Here is a 24,698-nt window from a genome sequence, read left to right on the forward strand (position 1 = left end):
ATGAAAAATGGTTTTTATTTAACCATTGTGTTTACTTTTTTGAAGTATCCCCGGAGTATCCCCAGAAATAACAAAGGACTCACGTTTTTAGCGTAAATCCTTGTTTTATTTGGTGGCCCCTGCTGGACTTGAACCAGCGACCAAGCGATTATGAGTCGCCTGCTCTAACCACTGAGCTAAGGGGCCGTGGCGCAGGATTATAATGTAACTTTGGGCTTCAATCCAGTCATTGCGTGACATCTGCTGTTTTTATAAACAATGATGAATCAATCCCTTATGTTTGCTTCTTAATCTATCACTATAGGAAATGTAATGATTAGCGATATCCTGCAACCCGGATTGCGGGTTGTGTTTTGCGGCATTAATCCAGGTAGGTCATCAGCGCATACGGGATTCCACTTTGCGCATCCCGGGAACCGCTTCTGGAAGGTGATACATCTAGCTGGCTTTACCGATCGACAACTCAAACCTGAAGAAGAGCAGCATTTGCTTGATACGCGCTGTGGTATCACGATGTTAGTCGAACGACCGACGGTTCAGGCAAGCGAAGTTAAGCTGCAAGAGCTTCGCTCTGGTGCGCGTGAGCTGGTGACTAAAATGCAGGATTATCAGCCGATGGCTCTTGCCGTGTTGGGTAAGCAGGCGTTTGAGCAAGCCTTTAGCCAGCGTGGGGCGAAATGGGGAAGACAGGATATTAGCATTGGGGATACTGAAGTGTGGATTTTGCCTAATCCCAGCGGTTTGAACCGAGCCACTCTTGATAATCTGGTTGAGTCTTATCGAGCGTTGGATCTTTCGCTTAAGGCCAGAGGTAGGTAGTCTGCAGAGTTGCAGATATAAAAAAGCCCTCACGAGGAGGGCTTTTAGAAGGGCGATGTGATTAGTCGTCCAGGAAGCTACGCAGAACTTCAGAGCGGCTCGGGTGGCGCAGTTTGCGCAATGCCTTCGCTTCAATCTGACGGATACGTTCGCGGGTTACGTCGAACTGTTTACCCACTTCTTCCAGCGTATGGTCGGTATTCATGTCGATACCGAAACGCATGCGCAGGACTTTCGCTTCACGCGCAGTCAGGCCAGCCAGAACGTCGTGCGTTGCATTACGCAGGCTCTCAGAAGTTGCAGAATCCAGCGGCAGCTCGAGGGTAGTATCCTCGATGAAATCACCCAGATGCGAATCTTCATCGTCGCCGATTGGCGTTTCCATGGAGATTGGCTCTTTAGCAATTTTCAGCACTTTGCGGATTTTGTCTTCCGGCATCAGCATGCGTTCAGCCAGCTCTTCCGGCGTTGGCTCGCGGCCCATCTCTTGCAGCATCTGGCGCGAAATACGGTTGAGTTTGTTGATAGTCTCAATCATATGCACCGGAATACGGATGGTACGCGCCTGGTCGGCGATAGAGCGAGTGATAGCCTGACGAATCCACCATGTTGCATAAGTTGAGAACTTATAACCACGGCGGTATTCAAACTTATCAACCGCTTTCATCAGGCCGATGTTACCTTCCTGAATCAGGTCGAGGAATTGCAGACCACGGTTGGTGTATTTCTTGGCGATAGAAATAACCAGACGTAAGTTTGCTTCAACCATCTCTTTCTTCGCACGACGAGCTTTCGCTTCACCGATGGACATACGACGGTTGATATCTTTAACCTGTTCGATGGTCAGGCCGGTTTCTTCTTCAATTTGCTGTAGTTTCTGCAAGCTGCGATGCACGTCGTCAGCAACGTCATGCAGTTTTTCAGACCACGGCTTGTTCATTGCGATTGCAGCGTTGAACCAAGTTTCGCTGGTTTCGTTGCCGGTGAACAGTGTGATGAAGTTTTTCTTCGGCATTTTGCACTGTTCAACACACAATCTCATGATGAGGCGTTCTTGCGTACGAACACGGTCCATCATGACGCGCATGCTGTTTACCAGGTAATCGAATTGCTTCGGTACCAGGCGGAACTGTTTGAAAACTTCAGACAGTTGCTGAATCTCAGCGGCAGCATCAGCATGAGCGCGACCTTTCGCTTTGATGGTATCGCGAGTGCGTTCGTACTGCGTGCGCAGTTCGCCGAATTTCTCACGAGCGAGTTCAGGGTCGATGCTGTTGTCATCGTCCGCGTCGTCGTCGTCATCTTCCTCTTCGTCACTATCACTATTTTCTTCTGTGGTTAACTCAGAACCAATGTGAGTGGCGGTAGGGGCCAGATCTTCTTCTGCATTCGGATCAACGAATCCGGTGATCAAGTCAGACAGACGTGCTTCTTCTGCTTCAACTCGGTCGTACTGCTCAAGCAGATAAGTGATCGCTTCCGGATATTCGGCAACGGAGCACTGCACCTGGTTGATACCGTCTTCGATACGCTTAGCGATATCGATTTCACCCTCACGGGTTAACAGCTCAACGGTACCCATTTCACGCATATACATGCGAACCGGGTCAGTGGTACGCCCGATTTCGGATTCTACGCTGGACAGAACCTGTGCGGCAGCTTCTTCCGCATCTTCGTCTGTGTTGTTTGAGTTTTCAGCAAGCAACAGGTCATCGGCGTCAGGTGCTTCTTCCATCACCTGAATGCCCATGTCATTGATCATTTGGATGATGTCTTCGATCTGATCGGAGTCGACGATATCTTCCGGCAGATGGTCATTGACCTCGGCATAGGTCAGATAGCCTTGCTCCTTGCCCTTGGTAACAAGAAGTTTAAGCTGTGACTGCGGGTTTTGCTCCATAAGACGGTATCCACACTTCAGTATTAGGGTTGGTGTCGGTCGGCGAAACCGCCAACAATAACGTAACGAGGGCTGACTTATTTTATTGCCGCTGCCCATCCTTGCGGCGTTCGGGTTTACCCGACGAATGTTCGGCAGTTAAGCCGATGGTATTTACTTTTTCGCGCGTGATTGTGTTATCACACGGACTTCCTCACGTTCCGCAGGCGTTAGCCCTGACGTTCTGGAACGTGCCATCAATTCTTCAAATCTCAACTCCAGCACCGAATCAAACATATGTTCAAGTGCATCATTGAACGTTTTTTCTGCGATGTCCTTATCTGCTATATCGTCCCATGAAGAGAGTTTTTCAAGGGTGGCGGCTTCATTTGTGCCGCGATATAGCTCTAAAAGCTGCCCGGTGGTTAAACCCGGTTGCGCCAGACAGGTATTCACCAGGTCGATAAAGAGTTTCAATCCTGGCAATTTCGCTTCTTCCAGACCGCTAAGCGGTGGCACATTGGGTGCCAGTTCTGGATTTTGGACCAGCAATCCTATCAGTATACGCATGGTTGTGCGTTTTAGCTGTGGAGCCGGGCGCGGCGTACTGTTTTCAGCAAGCTTTGGCATCAGCTTTTCAAGCTGGCTATCGTCCAGAATACCCAGTTTGTTACCCAGTTCCTGACGCAGATAAATGCGCAGTGTTTCGCCAGGTACCTGAGTTATCAGGGGTAATGCAAGGGTGCTCAGACGAGCACGGCCATCGGGAGAACTTAAGTCAACCTGTGGCATCAGGCTGTTAAAAAGAAACGTAGAAAGCGGCTGGGCATGTTCCATACGCGCTTCAAATGCTTCTTTCCCTTCTTTACGCACCAGCGTATCGGGGTCTTCACCGTCCGGCAGGAACATAAAGCGTAACTGACGCCCGTCCGTCATATAAGGTAGCGCAGTTTCCAGCGCGCGCCATGCGGCGTCTCGACCTGCGCGATCCCCGTCATAACAACAGACAACGGTATCGGTAACACGGAACAGCAACTGGATATGGTCGGCAGTCGTTGAGGTGCCTAGTGAGGCAACGGCATAAGAAATGCCGTATTGCGCCAGCGCCACCACATCCATATAGCCTTCCACAACCAGCAAACGAGCCGGTTCTGGCTGACTCTGTTGAGCTTCATACAGGCCATAGAGCTGGCGGCCTTTATGGAAAATATCGGTTTCCGGGGAGTTCAGGTATTTCGGCAGGGCATCGCCCAGCACACGGCCACCAAAACCAATCACCCGGCCACGCTTGTCGCGGATGGGGAACATCACCCTTTCGCGGAAGCGGTCGTAACTGCGCCCCTGATCGTTAGTAATCAACATCCCCGCATCCGTCAAAGCCTGACGGTTTTCGCTATTGCCACCAAAACGCTTTAATACGTTATCCCAACCGGGAGGGGCATAGCCGATGGCGAAGTGTTGAATAACCTCAGAACTTAAACCGCGCTGTGCCAGGTACTGGCGAGCAGGTTCAGCTGATTGTTGAGCCAGGGATTGCTGATAAAAGGCGTTCAGGCCATCCATCAATTGATAAAGACTTTGCCGTTGATGACGCTCAATCTGGCTCGGTCCGTTACCCGCTTCGTAAGGCACTTCGAGATTGTGCATTGCTGACAATTCTTCAACGCTTTCGACAAACTCAAGCTTGTCATAGTTCATTAAAAAATCGATGGCGTTGCCGTGTGCCCCACAGCCGAAGCAATGGTAAAACTGTTTCTCACCGTTTACGGTGAAAGAGGGGGTTTTTTCGTTATGGAACGGACAGCACGCATGATAGTTCTTGCCCTGCTTTTTGAGCTTAACACGCGCATCGATGAGATCGATGATGTCGGTGCGAGCCAGCAAGTCATTGATGAATACACGTGGAATTCGTCCAGCCATAGGCCCCGTTTGGTACTCGCTTTCTTTCTGTTTTGCGATGAAGCTGCAAATTGAAAGAGCAGGAAGTATGTCAGTTCATGAACGAAAATAAGCCGCGCATTCCTTTCGGAAGCACGGCCTTTACAACTACTACTGGTCTGTTCCGGAGGTGCGAACCTCCAGGATATTAGTACAGACGAGTGCGGCGTGCGTTTTCGCGAGCCAGTTTCTTAGCGTGACGTTTCACAGCAGAAGCTTTAGCGCGTTTACGTTCGGTAGTCGGTTTTTCATAGAACTCACGACGACGAACTTCCGCCAGAACACCTGCTTTCTCACAAGAACGCTTGAAGCGACGCAGTGCTACGTCGAATGGCTCGTTTTCACGTACTTTAATTACCGGCATTAACTCTCACCTTTGATAAATTCGGTTTGCCGCTGACTTAGGCGTCAGCTATTTCAAAATGGTGCGGAATTTTACTGCAACTACTGCTGCTTTGTAAAGCACCGGACAACCAGAAACCTGGCTTTTAAGGCCGGAATCTTCCAGGGGTGCGGATTATACACCACCTGCGGCCAATAGGTGAGCAAAGTTTTACATTGACAGCCCGTAAGCATAAACTTCGCCGCAAGACTGTGAGGTAGAGAAAGCCATGCGCGTATTGGGTATAGAGACATCCTGTGATGAAACCGGCATCGCCATTTATGACGATGAAAATGGGTTATTAGCTAATCAATTGTATAGTCAGGTGAAATTACACGCTGACTACGGCGGCGTGGTGCCGGAGCTTGCCTCCCGTGACCATGTGCGTAAAACCGTGCCATTGATTCAGGCGGCTCTTAAAGAAGCCGGAATAACCGCTAAAGATATTGACGGTGTCGCCTATACCGCAGGGCCAGGTTTGGTCGGAGCGTTATTAGTGGGCGCAACAATTGGCCGCTCGCTGGCGTTTGCCTGGGATGTTCCTGCCGTGCCGGTTCATCATATGGAAGGGCATTTATTAGCGCCGATGCTGGAAGACAATCCACCTGAGTTCCCGTTTGTGGCACTGCTGGTCTCCGGCGGGCACACACAGTTGATTAGCGTCACTGGTATCGGTCAGTACGAACTGCTGGGCGAATCAATTGATGACGCTGCCGGTGAAGCCTTTGATAAGACAGCCAAACTGTTGGGGTTGGATTATCCTGGTGGGCCAATGCTGTCAAAAATGGCGGCTCAGGGTGCAGCAGGTCGTTTTGTTTTTCCTCGTCCAATGACAGATCGTCCTGGTCTTGATTTCAGCTTCTCTGGCCTGAAAACTTTTGCGGCGAACACTATTCGTGGCAATGATGCCGACCCGCAAACCCGTGCCGATATCGCTCGCGCATTTGAAGACGCGGTCGTTGATACGCTGATGATCAAGTGCAAACGCGCTCTGGATCAAACCGGTTTTAAACGTCTGGTGATGGCGGGTGGCGTAAGTGCTAACCGCACTCTGCGTGTGCGCATGGAAGAAATGATGACAAAGCGCCGGGGTGAAGTGTTCTACGCGCGTCCTGAGTTCTGCACCGACAATGGCGCGATGATTGCCTATGCGGGCATGATTCGACTTAAAGCAGGAACGGCAGGAGAGCTGAGTGTGACGGTGCGTCCACGCTGGCCGCTGGCAGAGTTACCTGCAGCGTAATAACTTTGTAGAGTCAGTCGAGAAGGAGTGAGAAATCACTCCTTTTTTTTATCTTTATTTTTGCGCAGCTTCTTCCAGATTTTAGTTTCCTGGCCGCGCCATAAACGCTGAATGTTGTCATGGTGACGCATCAGGATCAGGCAGGAAAGCATCGCTACCGGGAAAGTGAATTCTGGTCTGAACCACCAGACATAAAACGGGGCAATCAGCGCACTGATAATAGCGCCAAGGGATGAATAGCCGCTCAGTAACACGCTCAACAGCCAGGTTCCCGCCATCACGCCGGTTAAATCCCAGCCGATGGGAGCGATAGCACCAAAAGCTGTCGCCACACCTTTACCGCCATGAAAGTTGAAGAATACCGGCCAGATATGACCAATACACGCGGCGATAGCAATCAGACCTAGCCAGAACGGGGTCACGCCAAGTTCGTAAGCTGCCCAGACGGGTAACATTCCTTTGAGAACATCAAAAATCAGTACCGCTACGGCTGCACCTTTACCGCCTAGTCGCAAGACATTGGTCGCACCTGGATTGCCGGAACCGTTAAGCCGGGGATCGGGCAAACCGGCAACTCGGCAGACCAGAATGGCGCTAGAAATGGAGCCGCAAAGATACGCAAGCAGGATCATGACGGGCGCGATTGCACTCATAACGCTGTTCCATTTTGAAAGTGTCGTTGTATTCTCTGCATCTGTGGATAATACGCATATTTCGCCGGAAGTGGTATCTGGCGTGACTAAAAACCGGGCAGGGCGTGATGGACATTGTATTTATAGAGCAACTGACTGTAATCACCACCATTGGTGTTTATGACTGGGAACAAACCATTTCTCAGAAGCTAGTCTTCGATATCGAAATGGCGTGGGACAACCGCCAGGCGGCCAGCAGCGATGATGTAAATGATTGCCTGAGCTACGCTGATGTCAGCGAAGCGGTTATCAATCATGTATCAGGTGGCCGTTTTGCTCTTGTGGAGCGTGTCGCCGAAGAAGTGGCGCAATTGCTGCTAACCCGCTTTAACTCACCGTGGGTGCGTTTAAAAGTCAGCAAGCCAGGCGCTGTTGCACAGGCGGCAAACGTAGGGGTTGTGATTGAGCGTGGCAGTAATCTGAAAGCCGATTAGTCCATTCATATTTGTTAAACCAAATGTGCGTAGGCTGGTCATAACTGTCATCTTTTTGCGGCAGCTGCCGCATTTTTTATGTTTGTTTTAGGGGTTAGAGGATTTATTAATGAGCGATCTGCACTCGCTAGCTATTGCTGCGATTCTTGGTGTTGTTGAAGGGCTTACGGAGTTTTTACCTGTCTCATCCACCGGTCATATGATCATCGTCGGTCATCTGTTGGGTTTTGAGGGTGACAAGGCAAAAACTTTTGAAGTGGTTATCCAGTTAGGTTCTATCCTGGCGGTTGTCGTGATGTTCTGGCGTCGCCTGTTTGGGCTTATCGGAATTCATTTTGGTCGTCCGCAGCATGAAGGTGAAGGTAAAGGCCGTTTAACGCTAATCCATATTCTGCTGGGTATGGTGCCTGCGGTGGTTCTGGGGCTGATTTTCCACGACACCATCAAGTCGCTCTTTAATCCTGTAAATGTGATGTACGCGTTAGTCGTTGGCGGTGTGTTGCTGATTGCGGCTGAACTTTTGAAACCGAAAGAGCCGCGTGCGGTTGGCGTTGACGACATTACTTATCGCCAGGCATTTATGATTGGTTGCTTCCAATGCTTAGCGCTGTGGCCGGGTTTTTCACGCTCAGGTGCGACAATTTCCGGCGGTATGTTAATGGGCATTAGCCGTTACGCCGCGTCAGAGTTCTCGTTCCTGCTGGCCGTGCCGATGATGATGGGTGCGACGGTTCTGGATGTTTATAAGAGCATCGGCTTTTTGAGCATGGCCGATTTGCCTATGTTTGCCGTTGGTTTTATTACTGCCTTTATTGTGGCGCTGATTGCAATTAAAACTTTCTTGCAACTTATCAAACGTATTTCTTTTATTCCGTTTGCGATTTACCGTTTCGTTGTCGCCGCGGTGGTTTATTTCGTGTTCTTTTAACGTTAACCATTAATAATAAAAGCCACTCGCTTAGAGTGGCTTTTTTATTTCCTCTGCATGGGGGTTGTAATGTAAAAAATTGTGCGAGCAATCACATTACGCTCCCTATTTACTGACTATTATCACATGCTCTATTCTGGAGGAAATATGTCAGCCATAGTCCGCCGATTTATCAGTTATTGCTTCTTCTGTCTGCTGGGGAAATTCAGCAGCGTGAAGTCGTTGCTGAGCGGACTTTGCTGTTTCAACTCGGTTCAGTCATTGAGTGTTGCTGACGAATCTTCTCAGGAAAATACCGAAGATGAGTTTTCCGGTGGTTGGTCCCGTTTGTGGGATTGTGCCGGTGAGAGTCTTTTTGCCTCCGCTCAACGTCTGCCGATCCCGAATGCTTCCAACACCGTAAATACCACTATTCAGGCTCGTCTGGTTGCACAACTTCGCCATGAATTAGCGTTTAGCTTTACCACCCGCAGTGTGCATCAATTGCTGGTTTGCCATCGTTTGAGTGGCGAGTCAGATGCCAATTCAGATTCTCATAACCCATTGCTTTATTGCTTAAAAAGCACAATGCGCCTCACCGCCATTGTGCTTTTTTTGTTGTCCAAATCCGACCCGAGAGAGAAACCATTATGTATATCGTTTGTGTAGCTGCATGCCCAACGGGCGTCGCCCATACCTTCATGGCCGCTGAAGCGTTGGAAATCACCGGCAAAAGCCGCGGACATGAAATCAAAGTCGAAACCCAGGGCAGTATGGGAGCAGAAAACGAAATTACCGCAGAAGATCTGGCGCGTGCAGATGGCGTGATCATCGCCGCAGATGTCGCCATCAACAACAAAGAGCGCTTTGATGGCATGTTAAAACTGGAATGCAGCGTGGCAGACCCGATCAAATTCGGCGAGGCCGTCTTTGAAGCCATCGAGCAGGAGATAAATCATGGCTAAATTTCAGGGTGGCGGAACGAAATCCTCCACGGGCACCGAAGTGAAAAACGCCATCATGACGGGCGTATCGTACATGCTGCCGTTCGTCATTGCTGGTGCGGTAATTATGGGCATCGCCCGCATCGGGGCTTCGATGTATGGCATTGATAACATATGGGATGCCAGCCATGAACAGGCTGCGAGCCTTGTCGTACAGATGCTGCATAAGTTCGACGGCTTTGGCGGTTTAGCGCTGTCCTTGATGTTGCCGATTGTCGCGGGTTACATCAGCTTTGCGATTGCTAATAAACCCGGCATTGCTCCGGGTATGGTGGGTGGCCTGCTGGCAAGCAACCTGGGAACCGGCTTCCTTGGCGCGCTGGCGGCCGGTTTTGTGGCAGGTTATGTGGTGCGATTGTTGACGGCAAAAGTGAAGCTCCCACGCTCGCTGGCCTCGGCAGGGCCGATTTTTATTCTGCCCGTGGGCGGCACGTTGCTGACCTGCATCATCATGGCTTTTGTGATTGGCACGCCGCTGGCGGCGCTGAATCGTGGCATGGAGGCGTGGCTACTGGCGATGTCCGGCACTAACAAAATTATTCTCGCGGCGGTGGTCGGTGGCATGGTTGGTTTCGACCTCGGCGGCCCGGTCAACAAAGCGGCGGTAACGACCGCCATGGCACTGCTGGCATCCGGTATTTACGACCCGAACACGGCGGCTCAGGTGGCGATCATCATTCCGCCCATTGGCCTTGGCGTGGCTTCACTCATCTGGAAACATCGCTTCCCGGAATCATTGCAGGAAGCGGGTAAAGCCTCAACGCTGATGGGCTTGATTGGCGTCTCAGAAGGGGCGATTCCTTTTGCGCTGGCGAATCCGAAAATCATTGTTATCAATGTGGTCGGCACCGCGACGGGCGCGGCAATGGCGGTCGGTTTAGGGGCGGTAAACCACGCACCAATCTCTGGTTTTTATGGTTGGCTGGCGGTCGATGGCTGGCCGATTTATATCCTGTCGATAGCCGTGGGTTCCGCGATAGTGGCGCTAGGTTCTTTGCTGGTGTTTCGTCAGTCCAATATTACTAATACCAAAGAAGAAAAAGCCGTAGCTCCCGCACCGAAATTTAAAGTTAGCCGCTAGCGGCTTATTGAATGGTGTGTGAGTGAATATAAATGGGGCCGCTGAGTCTCAGGGGTTTCTACATTTAAAATAAAGATGTGATGCTGCGGAAAATATTATTTCTAGTATCTCGTTAAGGTCGATATATGAAAACTGTTCATCTGGTGCAACATACTCACTGGGACCGTGAGTGGTATTTTACTGAGAATGATTCAAAAGCCGTACTTTATTATTTCATGGACGATTTATTACAGCGCCTTGAAGAAGATATAACGTTAGGGCCATTTGTTCTGGATGGGCAAACCGTCGTTATTGAAGACTATTTAAGTGTCGCGCCTCATCAGGAAACCCGGTTGCGGAAATTAATCGAACAGGGTCGAATCGTGACAGGCCCGTGGTATACGCAGAGCGATTTTCTGGTGGTGGGGGCTGAATCAATTACCCGCAATTTACTGCTGGGGCAGGCCGATTGCCAGCGCTTTGGGGGCAAGATGCCAATTGGTTATGTGCCTGATTCTTTTGGTCAAAGTGCGCAGTTACCGATGTTTTTGCAACAGTTTGCTATCGACTATGCGGTCATCTGGCGCGGCTGGAGCGAATTTAATGTGCCGCACAGTGAGTTTAGCTGGCAGGCCGCCGATGGCAGCAAAGTCACTACCGCAGTGCTTCCATGGGGTTACGGCTGCGCGAAATGGCTGCCGGAAGAGCCTTGCGCCGGGCAGAAAGCGCTGGAACCTATTCTGGCGAAACAGACTCGTTTTTCACTGACCGACCACGTTTTGCTGCCCAATGGCAATGACCAGTCGCCGTTTGAATACCGCGTGCCAGCGATGCTTGACCAACTCAATCAGCAGCAGGATGAATATCGTTTTGTACGCAGCAGTTTCAGCCAGTTTTTCCAGGCGCTGGAAAAGACTAACGTCCCTCTTCCACTGTACCAGGGCGAGCTTATCAGCCCGAAATATATGCGTATTCACCGCGGTATTTTCTCAACCCGCGTGGATATCAAACAGCTGAATGCGCAACTCGAACAGACACTCAGCCAGCATCTCGAGCCATTGCTGGCCGTTAACTGGCGGCTTGGCCTGCCGTACCCACAAAGTGCGGTCGAGAGTATCTGGCGCGAAGCGATGAAATCCCATGCTCACGACAGTATCGGAGGCTGCAACTCAGACCGGGTGAATGCGATGGTCAAAAACCGCCTTGAGTCCGGCCTGGAAATGGCTAACCAACTTATTGACCTGAATATGAAAATGCTGGCTGAAGGGATTACGGCGCAGCAGGATGGCAAGAAAATCATCATCTTTAACGCGCGTCCGCAAAGGAGTCATGGCCTGGTTGAATTGACCATTTTCACACCCGAGCAAGATTTCCGCGTGGTCGATAGCGAAGGCAAAGAGTGCCGTTGGCAAATCGTCGAAGAAAGCCGTCAGGATATGTCGATCATTGTTCAGGAGTTATCGAACAGCACTGAAACCACCTGGTATCGCAAATGCCTGTTACTGCTCGAAGTGACCGATATTCCGGCGTGCGGCTATCAGACTTTTTATCTACAAGAGGGCGTTCGCGCAGGCTTCCTCCAGCAGACTCAACCGGTGGTAAAACTGGAAAATGAATGGCTGCGGCTGGAAGCGAATAAGAAAGGGATCCTGACGCTTACCGACAAACGCAGTCAGCAAATTTACCCTCACATTTTGCAACTGGTTGATGGTGGCGACGCGGGCGATAACTACAACTATTCACCACCGTTTGAAGACTGGCTTATCAATAGCGATGAATTCCTGACGTCGCTCCATGGTGTACAGGGGCCGTTGCAAAGTAGCCTGACGCTCAACTGGCAGATGGCGGTGCCGCAGAATTTAGCCGCTCGTCAAGAACGCTGCGCCAATGCTGAACTCGATATCACGATGATCGTCACGCTGGCACACAGCAATGCCTGGTTGGATGTGCAGATCAGCGTCAATAACACCGTTTGCGATCACCGGGTGCAAGTATTGCTCCCGACAGGCGTTGCCCAGCACGTGCACTTTGCCGATCAGCCATTTGGGCTGATTGAGCGTCCAAACCTGCCGCCAGAAATGGCGGTCTGGCAGGATGAACAGTGGACCGAAGCACCGGTTGCGCTTTATCCGATGCAAAGTCAGGTGATGATGCACGACGCGCAACGCGGATTATCTACGGTGACCAAAGGGTTGCGTGAATACCAAATTCCTGAGGACCGCCAGGATGTTATCGCGGTGACGTTGCTGCGCAGCGTTGGCTGGCTCGGACAGGCGAATATGCCTTATCGTCCAGGTCGTGCGTCCGGCATGGTTTTGCCTTCGCCTGATTCGCAAATCCAGGGCATGCACCATTTCAAACTCAGCATACTGGCTATGAATAACGGCGCAGATAGCGTTTTTTGGCGTGACGTTGAACGCGCCCGCGGCAATCTTCACGCCTGGCTTGCTACCGGCTGGTCACGTTTTCGTACTAATCCACACGGCCACGTTTTCCCGCCGCATTACAGCGTCTTAAGCTGGGATACCGAGCTGCATTTCAGCACTCTGAAAAAGGCGCAACAAAGCGATGCGCTGGTGGTGCGCGGCTGGAGCCCATCGACACAAACTCAAGCGTGCGGAGTTATCAGCACAAATGGCGACGTCACATCCGCAACGCTTGCAGAAATCCCGCTGAAAACCCCGCAGGACATAGTATCAGGCTGTGCGCCAGTCACTTTTATCATCGATTTTGAAGGGGTGAAAACATGCTAACCCTCGACTTTATTTGTACGTTACCCAACGGTATTCATGCGCGTCCGGCCAGTGAAATTGAACAACGTACGCAACGATTCAACGCAGCTATTACGCTGATTAACCGGAGCAAAAAGACTCAGGTCGATGCGAAAAGCGTGCTGGGGATGATTGGTGCGGATATCACGCAGGGCGACTCGTGCCAGTTTCTGATTGAGGGCGACGATCAGCAGGCCGCGTTTGAGTGCCTGGAAGCGTTTATGCGCAATGAGTTTGCTGATTGCGACGAACTGCTGGCACTCACACCGGAAACGCATAACCAGCCCCTACCGGTATTTATTGAGCACGCCCAACCGGTTTACCTCCGTGGCAATGGCGTCAGCAAAGGGATTGGACGTGGTGTCCCGTTGCATATCGATTCCGTGGATCTCTATGAACTCTCGCGCCATGAGCCTGAAACCGACATTCCCCGCCAGCAGCAACAATTGCTTGAGGCCTGGGCGTTAACGCAAAAAAACCTGAATAGCGCGGATCCCGGTGCCGCACAGGTTTTGGCGGCTCAGCTTAAATTGCTCAGCGATCCGGCATTCAAATCATGCCTGCTCTCGCACGCCAGCGCACGTAACGCATTACAGGCGATTGCGCTCACGGCACAGGCTTTGAGCCAGCCGTTGCTCAACAGCAGCAGCCAGTATCTGCGCGAGAGGGTTATCGACATTCGCGATCTCTGTCAGGGAATTGCCGCTAATCTGCTGGGCAGACCCCTGGAAGCGCAAATGACGCTGACACAAGACAGCATTGTTATCTGCAACGGTACGCTGACGCCCGGTCAATTCCTGCGGCTGCGTAACCCGCATCTTAAAGGCATCGTGATGGGCGACGGCGGGGAAACTTCACACACCGTAATTCTGGCGCGTTCCTTCGGTATTCCCTTGCTGTGTGGAGTGACGCAGCGTGAAGGACTGACGCGCACTGCCAGCATGCTGCTCCTCGACAGTCGCTACGGTGTGCTGGTGGCAAACCCGGATGCGGCGATGGAAAACTGGTATCGGCTGGAAACGCAAAAACAGCAGGCGATTGCACGGCGGAGCGCACCGCTGCGTGAACAGCAAGTCGCGACTTCAGATGGGTCAACCTTTAGCGTGCTGGCGAATATTGCGCTGGCCGTTGAAGCGCAAAGCGTCTTCGCCCATGGTGCCGATGGCGTGGGACTGTTCCGCACGGAAATGTTGTTCTGTGAACGCAGCCTACCACCCGATGAAGAAGAACAATATCAAGCGTATAGCGAAGTATTGAAAAGTGCCGAGGGTAAAAAAATCACCATTCGTACGCTGGATATTGGCGGCGATAAACCCTGTGAATTCCTCGATTTACCGAAAGAGGAAAACCCCTTTTTGGGCTATCGCGCCGTGCGCATGTACCCGCAATTCCACGAGATTTTCACCACTCAGGCACGCGCATTACTTCGAGCGAGCGCCGTCGGGCCAGTGAATATTATGGTGCCGATGGTAGCGACACTTGCAGAAATCCAATGGCTGCACAGTCAGTTTGCTCATGTTGCGCAAACCTTGCAGCAGGAAGATATTCCGATTGGTGAATGGCACCTCGGCATCATGGTTGAAGTGCCTTCTACGCTCTATCTTCTGGAAAAAGCCGCTAACTATCTCGATTTTGTTTCTATCGGCAGCAATGACCTGGCGCAGTATTTTCTCGCTTGCGATCGCGGGAACCCTTACGTACGGCATCTGTATGACTATCGTAATCCCACATTTTTAGCGTTGATGCGAGATATCACGCGCCGTGCGCAGGCGGCAGGATTGGCGATAAGTCTGTGTGGTGAAATGGCAGCAGATAAACAAATGTTACCGCTGTTAGTCGGCATGGGATTGACGCAATTGAGCATGGCAGCCAGCGCCATCACGCCATGTAAAGAAGCGCTCAAAGTGCTGGATGTGCAGCAATGTCGGCAGTTGCTTGAAACGGCGATAGGCTGTGACACCAGCGAGGAGGTCACAGAATGCGTCGAGCATTTCATGCGAGCGCAGTCGCACAAACCCGTATTGGCGAAGGAGTTGCTGTTGCTGGATAAAACAGTAAGCAGTAAAGAAGAAGCCATCAAATTGCTGACCGATAACCTGGAAGTGCTGCAGCGGGTCGTTTCGGGCGCGTTGGCTGAACGGGCCATCTGGGAACGTGAGGCCGTATTCTCCACGGCTCTCGGTTTTTCCGTGGCAATTCCGCACTGTAAATCGCCACATGTTTTGCACAGTAGTATTTCTCTTTTGCGCGTAAAATCGCCGCTGAGTTGGGGCGAAGGTGTTGATGTGCAACTGGTTATCATGCTGACGGTGAATGATCAGGAGCAGGATAATCACATGAAGATTTTCTCGCGCCTGGCCCGGAAACTGATGCACAGCGACTTCCGTGAACAGTTGCAAATGCTGTCAGACGCCTCTGCGATCACCGAACTTTTATCGGCTGAACTGGCACTTTAACGGACTGTATTTTTAACGGACGATGTTGAAATGACCCTAACCACTCCCTTCCCGGATGCATCACAAAGCCACCGCCAACCGTTGGCCGTTCTGGCATGCGCCTTTTTCCTTTGGGGCTGCCTGACCAGCATCAACAGTGTATTGATTCCGTTTTTCTATCACTACTTTTCACTGACCTACCGTGATGCGATGCTGGTCAACGTGGCGTTCTATCTGGCTCCCTTCGTGGCGTGTTTGCCTTGTTCGGCGCTTATGGCGCGGCTGGGTTACAAAATGACGCTGATACTGGCCGTGGGGTTTGCCGCTCTGGGTTGTTTGCTGATGGCGCTGGCGATGTGGATGGTGACGTTTTCGCTGATACTGGCGGCGATATTCATCCTGGCCATGGGGGTCGCAGCAATGCAGGTGGTGGCGAATCCCTACGTCACGCGGTTAGGGCCGCCAGAAACGGCGGCGGGACGGTTGAGTCTGGCCTCGGCGATTAACTCCACGGGTACCACGGTTGCACCGCTGCTGGTGGCAAGCCTGTTGGTCATCTTCCCGGTAAGTCTGGGTGCGCATCAGGAGCCAGTACGCTGGCTTTTCCTGGGGCTTGCCGCTCTGACATGCGGATTAATTGTCTTGTTGTATACCCGCCATCTGCCTGATTTTCGTCAGTTACAGATGCAGCGATTGAGCCAGCGCACCAGTGCGTTATTCGGCGAGTCTCACTTTGTGATGGGGTTGCTGGCGATTGGCACCTATGTTGGCGTGGAGGTAGCGATTGGGACGACCGCCCTGAGTTATCTCAGCGATAAGTCGCTCGGGAGCCTCGATTTGCAACAGGCGACTTCGCTGATTGCAATTTACTGGGGCGGTTCGCTGGCCGGGAGAATGTTGTACGGCCTGGTTGCGCATCGCGTGAATGCTATCTGCGCATTCCGTATTGCGACCGTCATGGCAGGCATCCTGGTGATCGCTGCTATAGGGTTCGCAAACCTGTTGGGAGGCGTGTGTTTACTGCTGGTGGGTTTAATGAATTCGCTGATGTACCCGGTGATTTTCGCCCAGAGCGTGCGCAATCTGGGCGATAAAACCAGCCTTGCTTCTGCTTTTCTAATTATGGCGGGAATTGGCGGTGCAATACTGCCGTTCCTGCAAGGCTGGATGGTAGACGTCATCGGCTTGCGGTTAAGTTTTTTACTGCCTTGCGCTGGGTATTTAGTGTTGATGGGGGTTGGCCTGAAAATGCGCCAACCATCGGCAATCAGCTAGCCGCAGGGGTTGTCAGCCCTGCTTCTTTTTTCCATGCTTCAACAGCGGCTATACGGCGGCGATTCAGCTCAGTGCGAATCGCCGGGCCGCTGAACCCATCATCGAGCACTTCTTTATTGGCCACACTTTTCGCTGCAACCCACGCTGCTCGCAGTAATCTGCCCTGAGGGTAATCGCTGGCTTCAAAACCGGTGCGCCCACGCGCGTCAGCCTCGCTGGTTAATGCGACTTGCTCAACGCGATGGGGTTTACGCCATGCGTCGATAGCATCGAACAATTTGACGATAGTTTTCGGCTGCAAAATGGAAATTGTATGGATGAGGTCGTGATACTCGGCAACCAGTTTGGCAAGGTCGCGGATTTCATTGGGCACGCGCATACGCTGGCACAATTGCTCGACAAGTTTCACACCCGCTGGACCATGCCCGTGATGGCGCGGCCAGAACTCTTTGGGCGTTAAACCTTTACCGAGGTCATGGCATAACGTGGCAAAACGCACGTCAACTTCCGGGCTAAGCTGCGCGGCAATCGACAGCGTCATCAATACATGAATGCCCGTGTCAATTTCCGGATGCCATTTTTCTGGCGCAGGTACGCCAAACAGCGCGTCGATTTCCGGGAACAACACTTTCAGTGCGCCACATTTGCGCAGCACATCGAAATAAACCTGAGGGTTACGGCTGGTGAGCGCATTTTCCGTCTCTTTCCAGACTCGTTCTGGTGTGAGGTGCTCAAGTTCGCCATTGGCGGCCATTGAGGACATCAGTGCCTGGGTTTCCGGGGCAATCTGGAAATTAAGATGGGCGTAACGTGCAGCAAATCGCGCGACGCGTAACACGCGCAACGGATCTTCATTGAAAGCAGGGGAAACATGACGCAGCTGGCGTTTTTCGATATCTGCTCGCCCGTTGTACGGGTCGATATACTCGCCGTGTTCATCCTGGGCAATCGCGTTGATGGTCAAATCGCGGCGCAGCAAGTCTTGCTCAAGCGTGACATCAGGCGCGGCATAACAGGTAAAACCTGTGTATCCCTGGCCTGATTTACGCTCGGTACGCGCTAACGCATATTCTTCACGCGATTGAGGGTGCAGAAACACCGGGAAATCTTTCCCAACCTGCTGGTAGCCTGCATCCAGCATCTCTTGCGGTGTTGCTCCTACCACGACCCAATCTTTATCTTTGACCGGTATGTTCAACAACCCATCACGCACTGCACCACCGACCAGATAAATCTTCACGCTTTAATGCCCCTGCATCCAATTACGATAATATCTAAGTGTAGGATACAGGGTTGAAGATTAGTTCATCCAGCGGTCTTTCTTCTTACGGCTTGGGATCATGTGTGGCAACAGCAGGCCGAGCAGTAAACCGAAACCAGCGACACCGCCGCCGTACATGAACCATTGCATAATAATGGCGCGTTGTTTGTCATCGAGCTGTACGTTGGCGGCATCCACTTTTTTCTTCGCCACGATCAACTGATTCTTAAGCTGTTGATTTTCTTCTTTCAGACCGGCAATCACGCTGTCGCTTTGCGCCACTTTTTGCTGCATATCCGCAGTACGCTGATTCCAGGTGGTATCAATATTCGTGAGTTTGTCAGTCAGCGTTTTGACCTGGTTTTCAAGGTCAGGCACACGAGTGCGCAGGCTTGGTGTGGTGCTAAGTTGCGCCAGTGGGATCCAGGAAGTGCGACCATTCGCATCGCGAACCTGGCCGTATTTGGTTTCTTCATTACTGGAAAGCAGAGTCACTTCTTCACCCGCATTGACGGTGCCAAGCAAGCGATAATTATCCCCAGGACCACTACGCACCCAGGTATTTAATTCATCAGATACGTAACGTTTTTCATCGGCATGAGCCACAACAGAAACGCTAAGAGAGAGCAAAGTAAGGCAAATTAGGCGGAATTTGTGCATGATTTCGTCGTTATTGTCATAAATAGTGGAACGATAGTAGTGGCATCAGTCTGACGGCGCAATCCGTAAACCTGAATGGGAATCATCCTGGTGTGAATTTGACCAACTACTCGCGGCAAATGGCCCGTCAAAATACGCGCCACTCATGGTAATTTGGCGAAAAATATTATCTACTGACAACCATCATACGATTAAGTTCTCCGGGCTTTCGCCCGATGTGACCCAACTAAAAGTAAAAAGACGATGACCCAAGAAATCGAACTCAAATTTATTGTGAATCCCGTTGCCCTGGATTCTCTTCGTAACACCTTAAACGCACTCGAAAGCCAGCACAGCGAACCTCGCCAGTTGCTCAACATCTATTATGAAACGGCGGACAATCTGCTGCGTCGTCACGATATGGGGCTGCGCATTCGCGGAGATAATGGCCGCTATGAAATGACGATGAAAATTGCTGGCCGTGTCATTGGCGGGCTGCATCAACGCCCGGAATACAACGTTGAGCTGACATCACCGGAACTGGCACTCGCGCAGTTCCCGGCAGAGGTCTGGCCGGAAGGTATTTCCCCGGACGAAATACAGTCACAGCTTAATCCTTTATTCAGCACTGATTTTGCCCGTGAAAAATGGGTCGTTACGCACGGTAAAAGCCGTATAGAACTGGCACTGGATTTAGGTGAAGTGAAAGCGGGTGAACAGGTTGAGCCTTTATGTGAGCTGGAGCTTGAGCTGCTGGAAGGTGAAACCGCGGATGTTCTGGATTTTGCTAAACAACTGGTTGCACAGCCGGGTCTGCGCCAGGGTAGCCTGAGCAAAGCTGCGCGCGGGTATCACCTGGTACACGGTAATGCCGAGCGTGAAATCAAACCGTTAACCGTCCTGCGTGTTGCACCAAAAGCGACGGTAGAACAAGGGCTGGAAGGCTCTCTCGAACTGGTTCTTTCTCACTGGCAATATCACGAAGAGTTGTGGTTGCGCGGCAACGGCAAAGCGAAAGCTCAGGTTCTGGAAGCAGTTGGCCTTGTGCGCCATGCTCTGGCATTGTTTGGCGGCGTTATACCGCGCAAGGCGAGCACACAATTGCGTGAGCTGGCGGCCACTTACGAAACGATGCTGGCGACCGATCTCAAAGCGCCTGAACTGGCATTCAGCGCCGAAAGTAGCCAGGCCAAACTGGCTCTGACCGAATGGCTGGTTGGACGCCAATGGCAGAAATTTACTGACGAAAAAGCCAATGTTAAACTGGCTGGTTCGTTTAAGCGTTTTGCGGATACTCATCTTTCGCGCCACGCCGCAGAACTGAAAGAAACTTTCCAGCGTCCGTTGGGCGATAGCTACGCCGATCAGTTGCCGCGCCTGGCACGTGAAACCGGCTCTATCCGCTTGCTGGCGGGCGTCTATGACGACGCGAAAACTCAACCGTGGCTTGATAACTGGCAAGGGCTGCGTCACGCCATTGCCACTCGCCAACAAGTTGAAATCGAACACTACCGCAATGAAGCTATTTCGCAGGCTCCGTTCTGGCTGCACAGCGGTAAATAGTCACCATCGTTTCTTAGGGATACGACCATGATGTCGCAAGCGCCACTATTACAGCAGCATTTGCAGGCGGCGCTGGCGCGTCTGCCACACGAGATTGACCGCCAGACACTCAGCCCTGAAGCTCAGGCTGTGCTGGCGTTTAGTGACTTTGTTTGTGACAGCATGGCGGCTCACCCCGCATGGATAGTGGAGATTGAGCAATCACCTCCGCTGGCCGACGAATGGCAGAACTATGCGGCCTGGTTGCAACAAGAGTTACAGGGGGTCGATAGCGAACCCGCGCTAATGGCCGCACTGCGCCTGTTCCGTCGCCGCATGATGGTGAGAATTGCCTGGGCACAGGCTCTGCTACAACTCCCGACAGAAAGCTCGCTGAAGCAACTGAGTGTGTTAGCGGAAACGCTGATTATTGCTGCTCGTGACTGGCTTTATGCCGCATGCTGCCGCGAGTTTGGCACGCCTTGTAACCAGGCCGGGGTGGCGCAACCGCTCATGATCCTCGGGATGGGCAAGCTGGGCGGCGGCGAGCTGAACTTCTCCTCTGATATTGACCTGATTTTTTCCTGGCCTGAAAACGGCTCCACACAAGGCGGGCGACGTGAACTCGATAACGCGCAGTTCTTTACCCGCCTCGGCCAACGGCTGATTAAAGTTCTCGACCAACCCACGCAAGACGGCTTTGTCTATCGCGTTGACATGCGCCTGCGCCCGTTTGGTGACAGTGGCCCGTTGGTGGTGAGCTACGCCGCACTGGAAGATTATTACCAGGAGCAAGGCCGCGACTGGGAACGCTACGCGATGGTCAAAGCCCGTATTATGGGCGATAAAGACGACGTCTGGAGCCAGGAGCTGCGCAACATGCTGCGGCCTTTTATTTTCCGTCGCTACATCGATTTCAGCGTCATTCAGTCGCTGCGTAATATGAAAGGGATGATTGCCCGCGAAGTCCGTCGCAGAGGGCTGACCGACAACATCAAACTTGGCGCGGGCGGCATTCGTGAAACCGAGTTTATCGTCCAGGTATTCCAGTTGATTCGCGGTGGGCGAGAGCCGTCGTTGCAATCTCGTTCTTTGCTACCCACGCTGGAAGCGATCCAACACTTGCACCTGTTGCCGGAAGGCGATGCGGCCAAAATGAAAGAGGCGTATTTGTATCTGCGTCGCCTCGAAAACTTGCTGCAAAGCATCAATGACGAACAGACTCAAACATTGCCGGGCGATGAGCTGAACCGTGCGCGGCTGGCGTGGGGCATGAATGCGCGGACCTGGGATGAATTGCAAGAAACACTGCAACGCCACATGAGTGCGGTGCGTCAGGTATTTAACGACTTGATTGGCGACGATGAGCCGGAACCGGGCGAGGATAAACTCGCTGAAGCGTGGCGCGAGCTGTGGCAGGACGCGCTGGATGCAGATGCCAGTACGCCCGTACTTGAGCATTTAACGCCAGATGCGCGTGCCGAAGTGTTACGCCTGGTGAGTGATTTCCGCCAGGATACCGATAAGCGCACCATTGGCCCGCGTGGCCGCCAGGTTCTGGATCAACTGATGCCGCGTCTGCTCTGCGAAGCCTGTTCGCGCAGCGATGCTCCATTGCCGTTATCACGCCTAACGCCGCTGCTGCTCGGCATTGTAACGCGAACCACTTATCTTGAGCTGCTGACGGAATACCCTGGGGCGCTGAAACACCTGATTACGCTGTGCGCCGCCTCGCCGATGATTGCCAGTCAGTTAGCGCGTTACCCGTTGCTGCTCGACGAACTGCTCGACCCGAACACGCTGTACCAACCTACCGCCACCGACGCCTATCGCGACGAGCTGCGGCAGTATTTGCTGCGCGTGCCTGATGACGATGAAGAACAGCAGCTCGAAGCCTTGCGCCAGTTCAAGCAGGCGCAGTTGCTGCGCGTCGCTGCCGCCGATATCACCGGCACCTTGCCAGTGATGAAAGTCAGCGACCATTTGACCTGGCTTGCTGAAGCCATGATTGATGCCGTTGTGCAACAAGCGTGGGTGCAGATGGTTGGGCGTTACGGCCAGCCAAAACATCTACAGAACCGTGAAGGGCGCGGATTCGCTGTTGTCGGCTACGGCAAACTTGGCGGCTGGGAGCTGGGTTACAGTTCCGATCTGGATTTAGTATTCCTGCACGATTGCCCGTCAGATGTAATGACAGATGGCGAACGCGAAATTGACGGCCGCCAGTTCTATTTGCGCCTCGCGCAACGCATCATGCACCTGTTCAGCACACGAACCTCATCGGGCATTTTGTATGAAGTCGACGCGCGTTTGCGCCCGTCTGGTGCGGCGGGCATGCTGGTGACTACCGCTGAAGCCTTCGCTGATTACCAACAAAATGAAGCCTGGACCTGGGAGCATCAGGCCCTGGTGCGGGCGCGTATCGTGTATGGCGATCCGCAACTGAAACAGGAATTTGATGCCATTCGCCGCAAGATTTTATGTGTTCCACGCGAAGGCGAAAAACTCCAGACCGAAGTGCGGGAAATGCGCGAAAAAATGCGTGCGCATCTGGGCGGGAAAACCCGTGAACGCTTTGATATTAAAGCCGATGAAGGCGGGATTACTGATATCGAATTTATCACCCAATATCTGGTGTTACGTTATGCGGCACTGGCCCCAAAACTGACACGCTGGTCTGATAATGTGCGCATTCTGGAATTAATGGCGCAAAACGACATCATGAGTGATGACGAAGCGAAAGCGCTGACGCATGCTTATGTCACGCTACGCGATGAGCTTCACCACCTTGCGTTGCAGGAGCTACCAGGAAACGTGGCCATGGAGACTTTCACTCAGGAACGCGAACAGGTTCTGAGAAGCTGGCACACGTGGCTCAGTGAGCCGCAAACACGCGCATAAGATTAATTGTGATATTATCCGCGACAAAATTTTATCCCTCTCTGGAGAGTCAGGAATGAAAGTAACGCTGCCCGAATACAGCCGTGCAGGCGTCATGGTAGTTGGTGATGTGATGCTGGATCGCTACTGGTATGGCCCTACAAGCCGCATTTCCCCGGAAGCGCCGGTACCGGTCGTGAAAGTCGATACCATTGAAGAACGTCCAGGTGGTGCAGCCAACGTGGCGATGAACATTGCTTCATTAGGGGCCAATTCGCGCCTGGTGGGTCTGACGGGCATCGACGATGCAGCACGTGCGCTCAGCCAAACGCTGGCGGGTGTCAACGTTAAGTGCGATTTCGTCTCTGTGCCGACTCATCCGACAATCACCAAACTACGTGTACTTTCCCGTAATCAGCAACTGATTCGCCTCGACTTCGAAGAGGGTTTTGAGGGGGTTGATCCAGAGCCACTGCATGAACGTATCAGCCAGGCGCTGCCGCACATTGGTGCGCTGGTGCTTTCTGACTACGCAAAAGGCGCATTAGCAAGCGTGCAGCAAATGATTTGCCTTGCGCGTGCGGCAAACGTTCCTGTGCTGATTGACCCGAAAGGAACTGATTTCAATCGTTATCGCGGCGCAACGCTGCTGACACCAAATCTCTCTGAATTTGAAGCGGTCGTCGGCAAGTGTAAGAGCGACGAAGAGCTGGTGGAGCGTGGTATGAAGCTGATTGCTGAGTACGATCTTTCTGCTCTGCTGATCACGCGTTCTGAACACGGTATGACGTTATTGCAGCCGGGTATCAAGCCGTTCCATCTGCCGACTCAGGCCCAGGAAGTTTACGATGTGACCGGTGCGGGTGATACCGTGATCGGCGTGTTGGCGGCAACGCTTGCCGCGGGTAATTCGCTCGAAGAAGCGTGTTTCTTTGCAAATGCGGCAGCAGGTGTAGTCGTTGGCAAACTGGGGACTTCTACGGTTTCGCCAATTGAGCTGGAAAATGCTGTGCGTGGGCGTGCCGATTCAGGTTTTGGTGTAATGACCGAAGCAGAGCTGAAAGTCGCTGTGGCAAATGCACGTAAACGCGGTGAGAAAGTCGTAATGACCAACGGCGTGTTTGACATTCTTCACGCGGGTCACGTTTCTTATCTGGCAAATGCTCGCAAGCTTGGCGACCGACTGATTGTTGCGGTCAACAGCGATGCTTCTACCCGACGCCTGAAAGGCGAAACTCGCCCAGTGAATCCGCAGGATCAACGTATGATCGTGCTAGGTGCGTTGGAAGCCGTGGATTGGGTCGTATTGTTTGAAGAAGACACACCGCAGCGTTTAATCGGCGAAGTGTTGCCTGATTTGCTGGTCAAAGGTGGCGATTACAAACCGGATGATATCGCCGGGAGTAAAGAAGTCTGGGCTAACGGTGGTGAGGTGATGGTGCTGAACTTTGAAGATGGTTGTTCAACCACCAACATCATTAAAAAGATTCAGAGCCACGAGGCGTAAGCCACGAAATTGAGTCTCTACCACGCAAAG

19 protein-coding genes and 1 tRNA gene are annotated in these 24,698 nt (G+C 52.3%); 13 read left to right on the forward strand and 7 right to left on the reverse strand.

Annotation, left to right across the window (positions count from 1 at the left end; all coding sequences use genetic code 11):
* Positions 1–110: 110 nt before the first annotated feature.
* Positions 111–186: transfer RNA gene (locus tag GBAG_RS02410), tRNA-Ile, on the reverse strand.
* A 126-nt stretch (positions 187–312) separates the two neighbouring features.
* On the opposite strand from GBAG_RS02410, the gene mug reads away from it, so the two are divergent.
* Positions 313–819, forward strand: coding sequence for a G/U mismatch-specific DNA glycosylase (gene mug, locus GBAG_RS02415; protein ID WP_034493185.1), 507 nt, complete (start codon positions 313–315; stop codon positions 817–819).
* 61 nt (positions 820–880) lie between these two features.
* Here mug and rpoD read toward each other — a convergent pair whose 3' ends face one another.
* The 3 genes from rpoD to rpsU all read right to left on the reverse strand — a co-directional run bounded on the left by rpoD (position 881) and on the right by rpsU (position 5,000).
* The gene (gene rpoD / locus GBAG_RS02420) at positions 881–2,719 is read right to left on the reverse strand and encodes an RNA polymerase sigma factor RpoD (protein WP_034493187.1); all 1,839 of its coding nucleotides are present in this window, start codon (positions 2,717–2,719) and stop codon (positions 881–883) included.
* 153 nt (positions 2,720–2,872) lie between these two features.
* A complete protein-coding gene (gene dnaG / locus GBAG_RS02425) occupies positions 2,873–4,618 on the reverse strand; it encodes a DNA primase (RefSeq protein WP_034493188.1) in 1,746 nt (581 codons plus the stop codon).
* A gap of 166 nt (positions 4,619–4,784) precedes the next feature.
* A complete protein-coding gene (gene rpsU, locus GBAG_RS02430) occupies positions 4,785–5,000 on the reverse strand; it encodes a 30S ribosomal protein S21 (protein WP_001144069.1) in 216 nt (71 codons plus the stop codon).
* A gap of 247 nt (positions 5,001–5,247) precedes the next feature.
* Here rpsU and tsaD point away from each other — a divergent pair, with 247 nt between their 5' ends.
* The gene (gene tsaD / locus GBAG_RS02435; RefSeq protein WP_034493190.1) at positions 5,248–6,261 is read left to right on the forward strand and encodes a tRNA (adenosine(37)-N6)-threonylcarbamoyltransferase complex transferase subunit TsaD; all 1,014 of its coding nucleotides are present in this window, start codon (positions 5,248–5,250) and stop codon (positions 6,259–6,261) included.
* A 35-nt stretch (positions 6,262–6,296) separates the two neighbouring features.
* Here the strand turns inward: tsaD and plsY are convergent, their stop codons facing one another.
* A complete protein-coding gene (gene plsY / locus GBAG_RS02440; protein WP_034493193.1) occupies positions 6,297–6,914 on the reverse strand; it encodes a glycerol-3-phosphate 1-O-acyltransferase PlsY in 618 nt (205 codons plus the stop codon).
* Between the two features lie 107 nt (positions 6,915–7,021).
* Here plsY and folB point away from each other — a divergent pair, with 107 nt between their 5' ends.
* The 8 genes from folB to GBAG_RS02480 all read left to right on the forward strand — a co-directional run bounded on the left by folB (position 7,022) and on the right by GBAG_RS02480 (position 16,839).
* The gene (gene folB / locus GBAG_RS02445; RefSeq protein WP_034493194.1) at positions 7,022–7,387 is read left to right on the forward strand and encodes a bifunctional dihydroneopterin aldolase/7,8-dihydroneopterin epimerase; all 366 of its coding nucleotides are present in this window, start codon (positions 7,022–7,024) and stop codon (positions 7,385–7,387) included.
* 109 nt (positions 7,388–7,496) lie between these two features.
* On the forward strand, positions 7,497–8,315 hold the full coding sequence (gene bacA, locus GBAG_RS02450; RefSeq protein WP_034493195.1) for an undecaprenyl-diphosphate phosphatase: 819 nt from the start codon (positions 7,497–7,499) through the stop codon (positions 8,313–8,315).
* Between the two features lie 147 nt (positions 8,316–8,462).
* Positions 8,463–8,963 (forward strand): hypothetical protein, encoded by a 501-nt coding sequence (locus tag GBAG_RS02455; protein WP_034493198.1) that lies wholly within the window; start codon positions 8,463–8,465, stop codon positions 8,961–8,963.
* Positions 8,945–9,259: a PTS fructose transporter subunit IIB gene (locus tag GBAG_RS02460; RefSeq protein WP_034493201.1), complete on the forward strand. Its 315-nt coding sequence runs from the start codon at positions 8,945–8,947 to the stop codon at positions 9,257–9,259. Before GBAG_RS02455 ends, GBAG_RS02460 begins: the two co-directional genes overlap by 19 nt.
* Positions 9,252–10,379: a PTS fructose transporter subunit IIC gene (locus tag GBAG_RS02465; RefSeq protein ID WP_034493204.1), complete on the forward strand. Its 1,128-nt coding sequence runs from the start codon at positions 9,252–9,254 to the stop codon at positions 10,377–10,379. The genes GBAG_RS02460 and GBAG_RS02465 overlap by 8 nt, the downstream gene beginning before the upstream one ends.
* 125 nt (positions 10,380–10,504) lie before the next feature.
* A complete protein-coding gene (locus GBAG_RS02470; protein WP_034493208.1) occupies positions 10,505–13,111 on the forward strand; it encodes a glycoside hydrolase family 38 N-terminal domain-containing protein in 2,607 nt (868 codons plus the stop codon).
* A complete protein-coding gene (ptsP, locus tag GBAG_RS02475) occupies positions 13,105–15,585 on the forward strand; it encodes a phosphoenolpyruvate--protein phosphotransferase (protein ID WP_034493211.1) in 2,481 nt (826 codons plus the stop codon). Before GBAG_RS02470 ends, ptsP begins: the two co-directional genes overlap by 7 nt.
* A 30-nt stretch (positions 15,586–15,615) precedes the next feature.
* On the forward strand, positions 15,616–16,839 hold the full coding sequence (locus GBAG_RS02480) for an MFS transporter (RefSeq protein WP_034493213.1): 1,224 nt from the start codon (positions 15,616–15,618) through the stop codon (positions 16,837–16,839).
* Here GBAG_RS02480 and GBAG_RS02485 read toward each other — a convergent pair.
* Positions 16,832–18,079, reverse strand: a complete 1,248-nt coding sequence (locus GBAG_RS02485) for a multifunctional CCA addition/repair protein (protein WP_034493215.1) — start codon at positions 18,077–18,079, stop codon at positions 16,832–16,834. The genes GBAG_RS02480 and GBAG_RS02485 overlap by 8 nt on opposite strands.
* A gap of 60 nt (positions 18,080–18,139) precedes the next feature.
* Positions 18,140–18,760: a TIGR04211 family SH3 domain-containing protein gene (locus GBAG_RS02490; RefSeq protein ID WP_115630971.1), complete on the reverse strand. Its 621-nt coding sequence runs from the start codon at positions 18,758–18,760 to the stop codon at positions 18,140–18,142.
* 243 nt (positions 18,761–19,003) lie between these two features.
* Here GBAG_RS02490 and GBAG_RS02495 point away from each other — a divergent pair, with 243 nt between their 5' ends.
* Genes GBAG_RS02495 through hldE form a run of 3 tightly spaced genes read left to right on the forward strand, consistent with a single transcriptional unit; the run spans position 19,004 to position 24,668 of the window.
* Positions 19,004–20,302: a CYTH domain-containing protein gene (locus tag GBAG_RS02495; RefSeq protein WP_034493220.1), complete on the forward strand. Its 1,299-nt coding sequence runs from the start codon at positions 19,004–19,006 to the stop codon at positions 20,300–20,302.
* 30 nt (positions 20,303–20,332) lie between these two features.
* The gene (gene glnE / locus GBAG_RS02500) at positions 20,333–23,182 is read left to right on the forward strand and encodes a bifunctional [glutamate--ammonia ligase]-adenylyl-L-tyrosine phosphorylase/[glutamate--ammonia-ligase] adenylyltransferase (protein ID WP_034493278.1); all 2,850 of its coding nucleotides are present in this window, start codon (positions 20,333–20,335) and stop codon (positions 23,180–23,182) included.
* Between the two features lie 55 nt (positions 23,183–23,237).
* On the forward strand, positions 23,238–24,668 hold the full coding sequence (hldE, locus tag GBAG_RS02505) for a bifunctional D-glycero-beta-D-manno-heptose-7-phosphate kinase/D-glycero-beta-D-manno-heptose 1-phosphate adenylyltransferase HldE (RefSeq protein ID WP_034493221.1): 1,431 nt from the start codon (positions 23,238–23,240) through the stop codon (positions 24,666–24,668).
* The last annotated feature ends 30 nt before the right edge of the window (positions 24,669–24,698 follow it).

The organism is Buttiauxella agrestis ATCC 33320, assembly GCF_000735355.1.
In the GTDB taxonomy this organism is placed as follows: domain Bacteria; phylum Pseudomonadota; class Gammaproteobacteria; order Enterobacterales; family Enterobacteriaceae; genus Buttiauxella; species Buttiauxella agrestis.

Bases quoted from the DNA above. Each gene is read 5' to 3' on its own strand.
- mug (WP_034493185.1), top strand. From the start codon at position 313: ATGATTAGCGATATCCTGCAACCCGGATTGCGGGTTGTGTTTTGCGGC.
- rpoD (WP_034493187.1), bottom strand. From the start codon at position 2,719: ATGGAGCAAAACCCGCAGTCACAGCTTAAACTTCTTGTTACCAAGGGC.
- dnaG (WP_034493188.1), bottom strand. From the start codon at position 4,618: ATGGCTGGACGAATTCCACGTGTATTCATCAATGACTTGCTGGCTCGC.
- rpsU (WP_001144069.1), bottom strand. From the start codon at position 5,000: ATGCCGGTAATTAAAGTACGTGAAAACGAGCCATTCGACGTAGCACTG.
- tsaD (WP_034493190.1), top strand. From the start codon at position 5,248: ATGCGCGTATTGGGTATAGAGACATCCTGTGATGAAACCGGCATCGCC.
- plsY (WP_034493193.1), bottom strand. From the start codon at position 6,914: ATGAGTGCAATCGCGCCCGTCATGATCCTGCTTGCGTATCTTTGCGGC.
- folB (WP_034493194.1), top strand. From the start codon at position 7,022: ATGGACATTGTATTTATAGAGCAACTGACTGTAATCACCACCATTGGT.
- bacA (WP_034493195.1), top strand. From the start codon at position 7,497: ATGAGCGATCTGCACTCGCTAGCTATTGCTGCGATTCTTGGTGTTGTT.
- GBAG_RS02455 (WP_034493198.1), top strand. From the start codon at position 8,463: ATGTCAGCCATAGTCCGCCGATTTATCAGTTATTGCTTCTTCTGTCTG.
- GBAG_RS02460 (WP_034493201.1), top strand. From the start codon at position 8,945: ATGTATATCGTTTGTGTAGCTGCATGCCCAACGGGCGTCGCCCATACC.
- GBAG_RS02465 (WP_034493204.1), top strand. From the start codon at position 9,252: ATGGCTAAATTTCAGGGTGGCGGAACGAAATCCTCCACGGGCACCGAA.
- GBAG_RS02470 (WP_034493208.1), top strand. From the start codon at position 10,505: ATGAAAACTGTTCATCTGGTGCAACATACTCACTGGGACCGTGAGTGG.
- ptsP (WP_034493211.1), top strand. From the start codon at position 13,105: ATGCTAACCCTCGACTTTATTTGTACGTTACCCAACGGTATTCATGCG.
- GBAG_RS02480 (WP_034493213.1), top strand. From the start codon at position 15,616: ATGACCCTAACCACTCCCTTCCCGGATGCATCACAAAGCCACCGCCAA.
- GBAG_RS02490 (WP_115630971.1), bottom strand. From the start codon at position 18,760: ATGCACAAATTCCGCCTAATTTGCCTTACTTTGCTCTCTCTTAGCGTT.
- GBAG_RS02495 (WP_034493220.1), top strand. From the start codon at position 19,004: ATGACCCAAGAAATCGAACTCAAATTTATTGTGAATCCCGTTGCCCTG.
- glnE (WP_034493278.1), top strand. From the start codon at position 20,333: ATGTCGCAAGCGCCACTATTACAGCAGCATTTGCAGGCGGCGCTGGCG.
- hldE (WP_034493221.1), top strand. From the start codon at position 23,238: ATGAAAGTAACGCTGCCCGAATACAGCCGTGCAGGCGTCATGGTAGTT.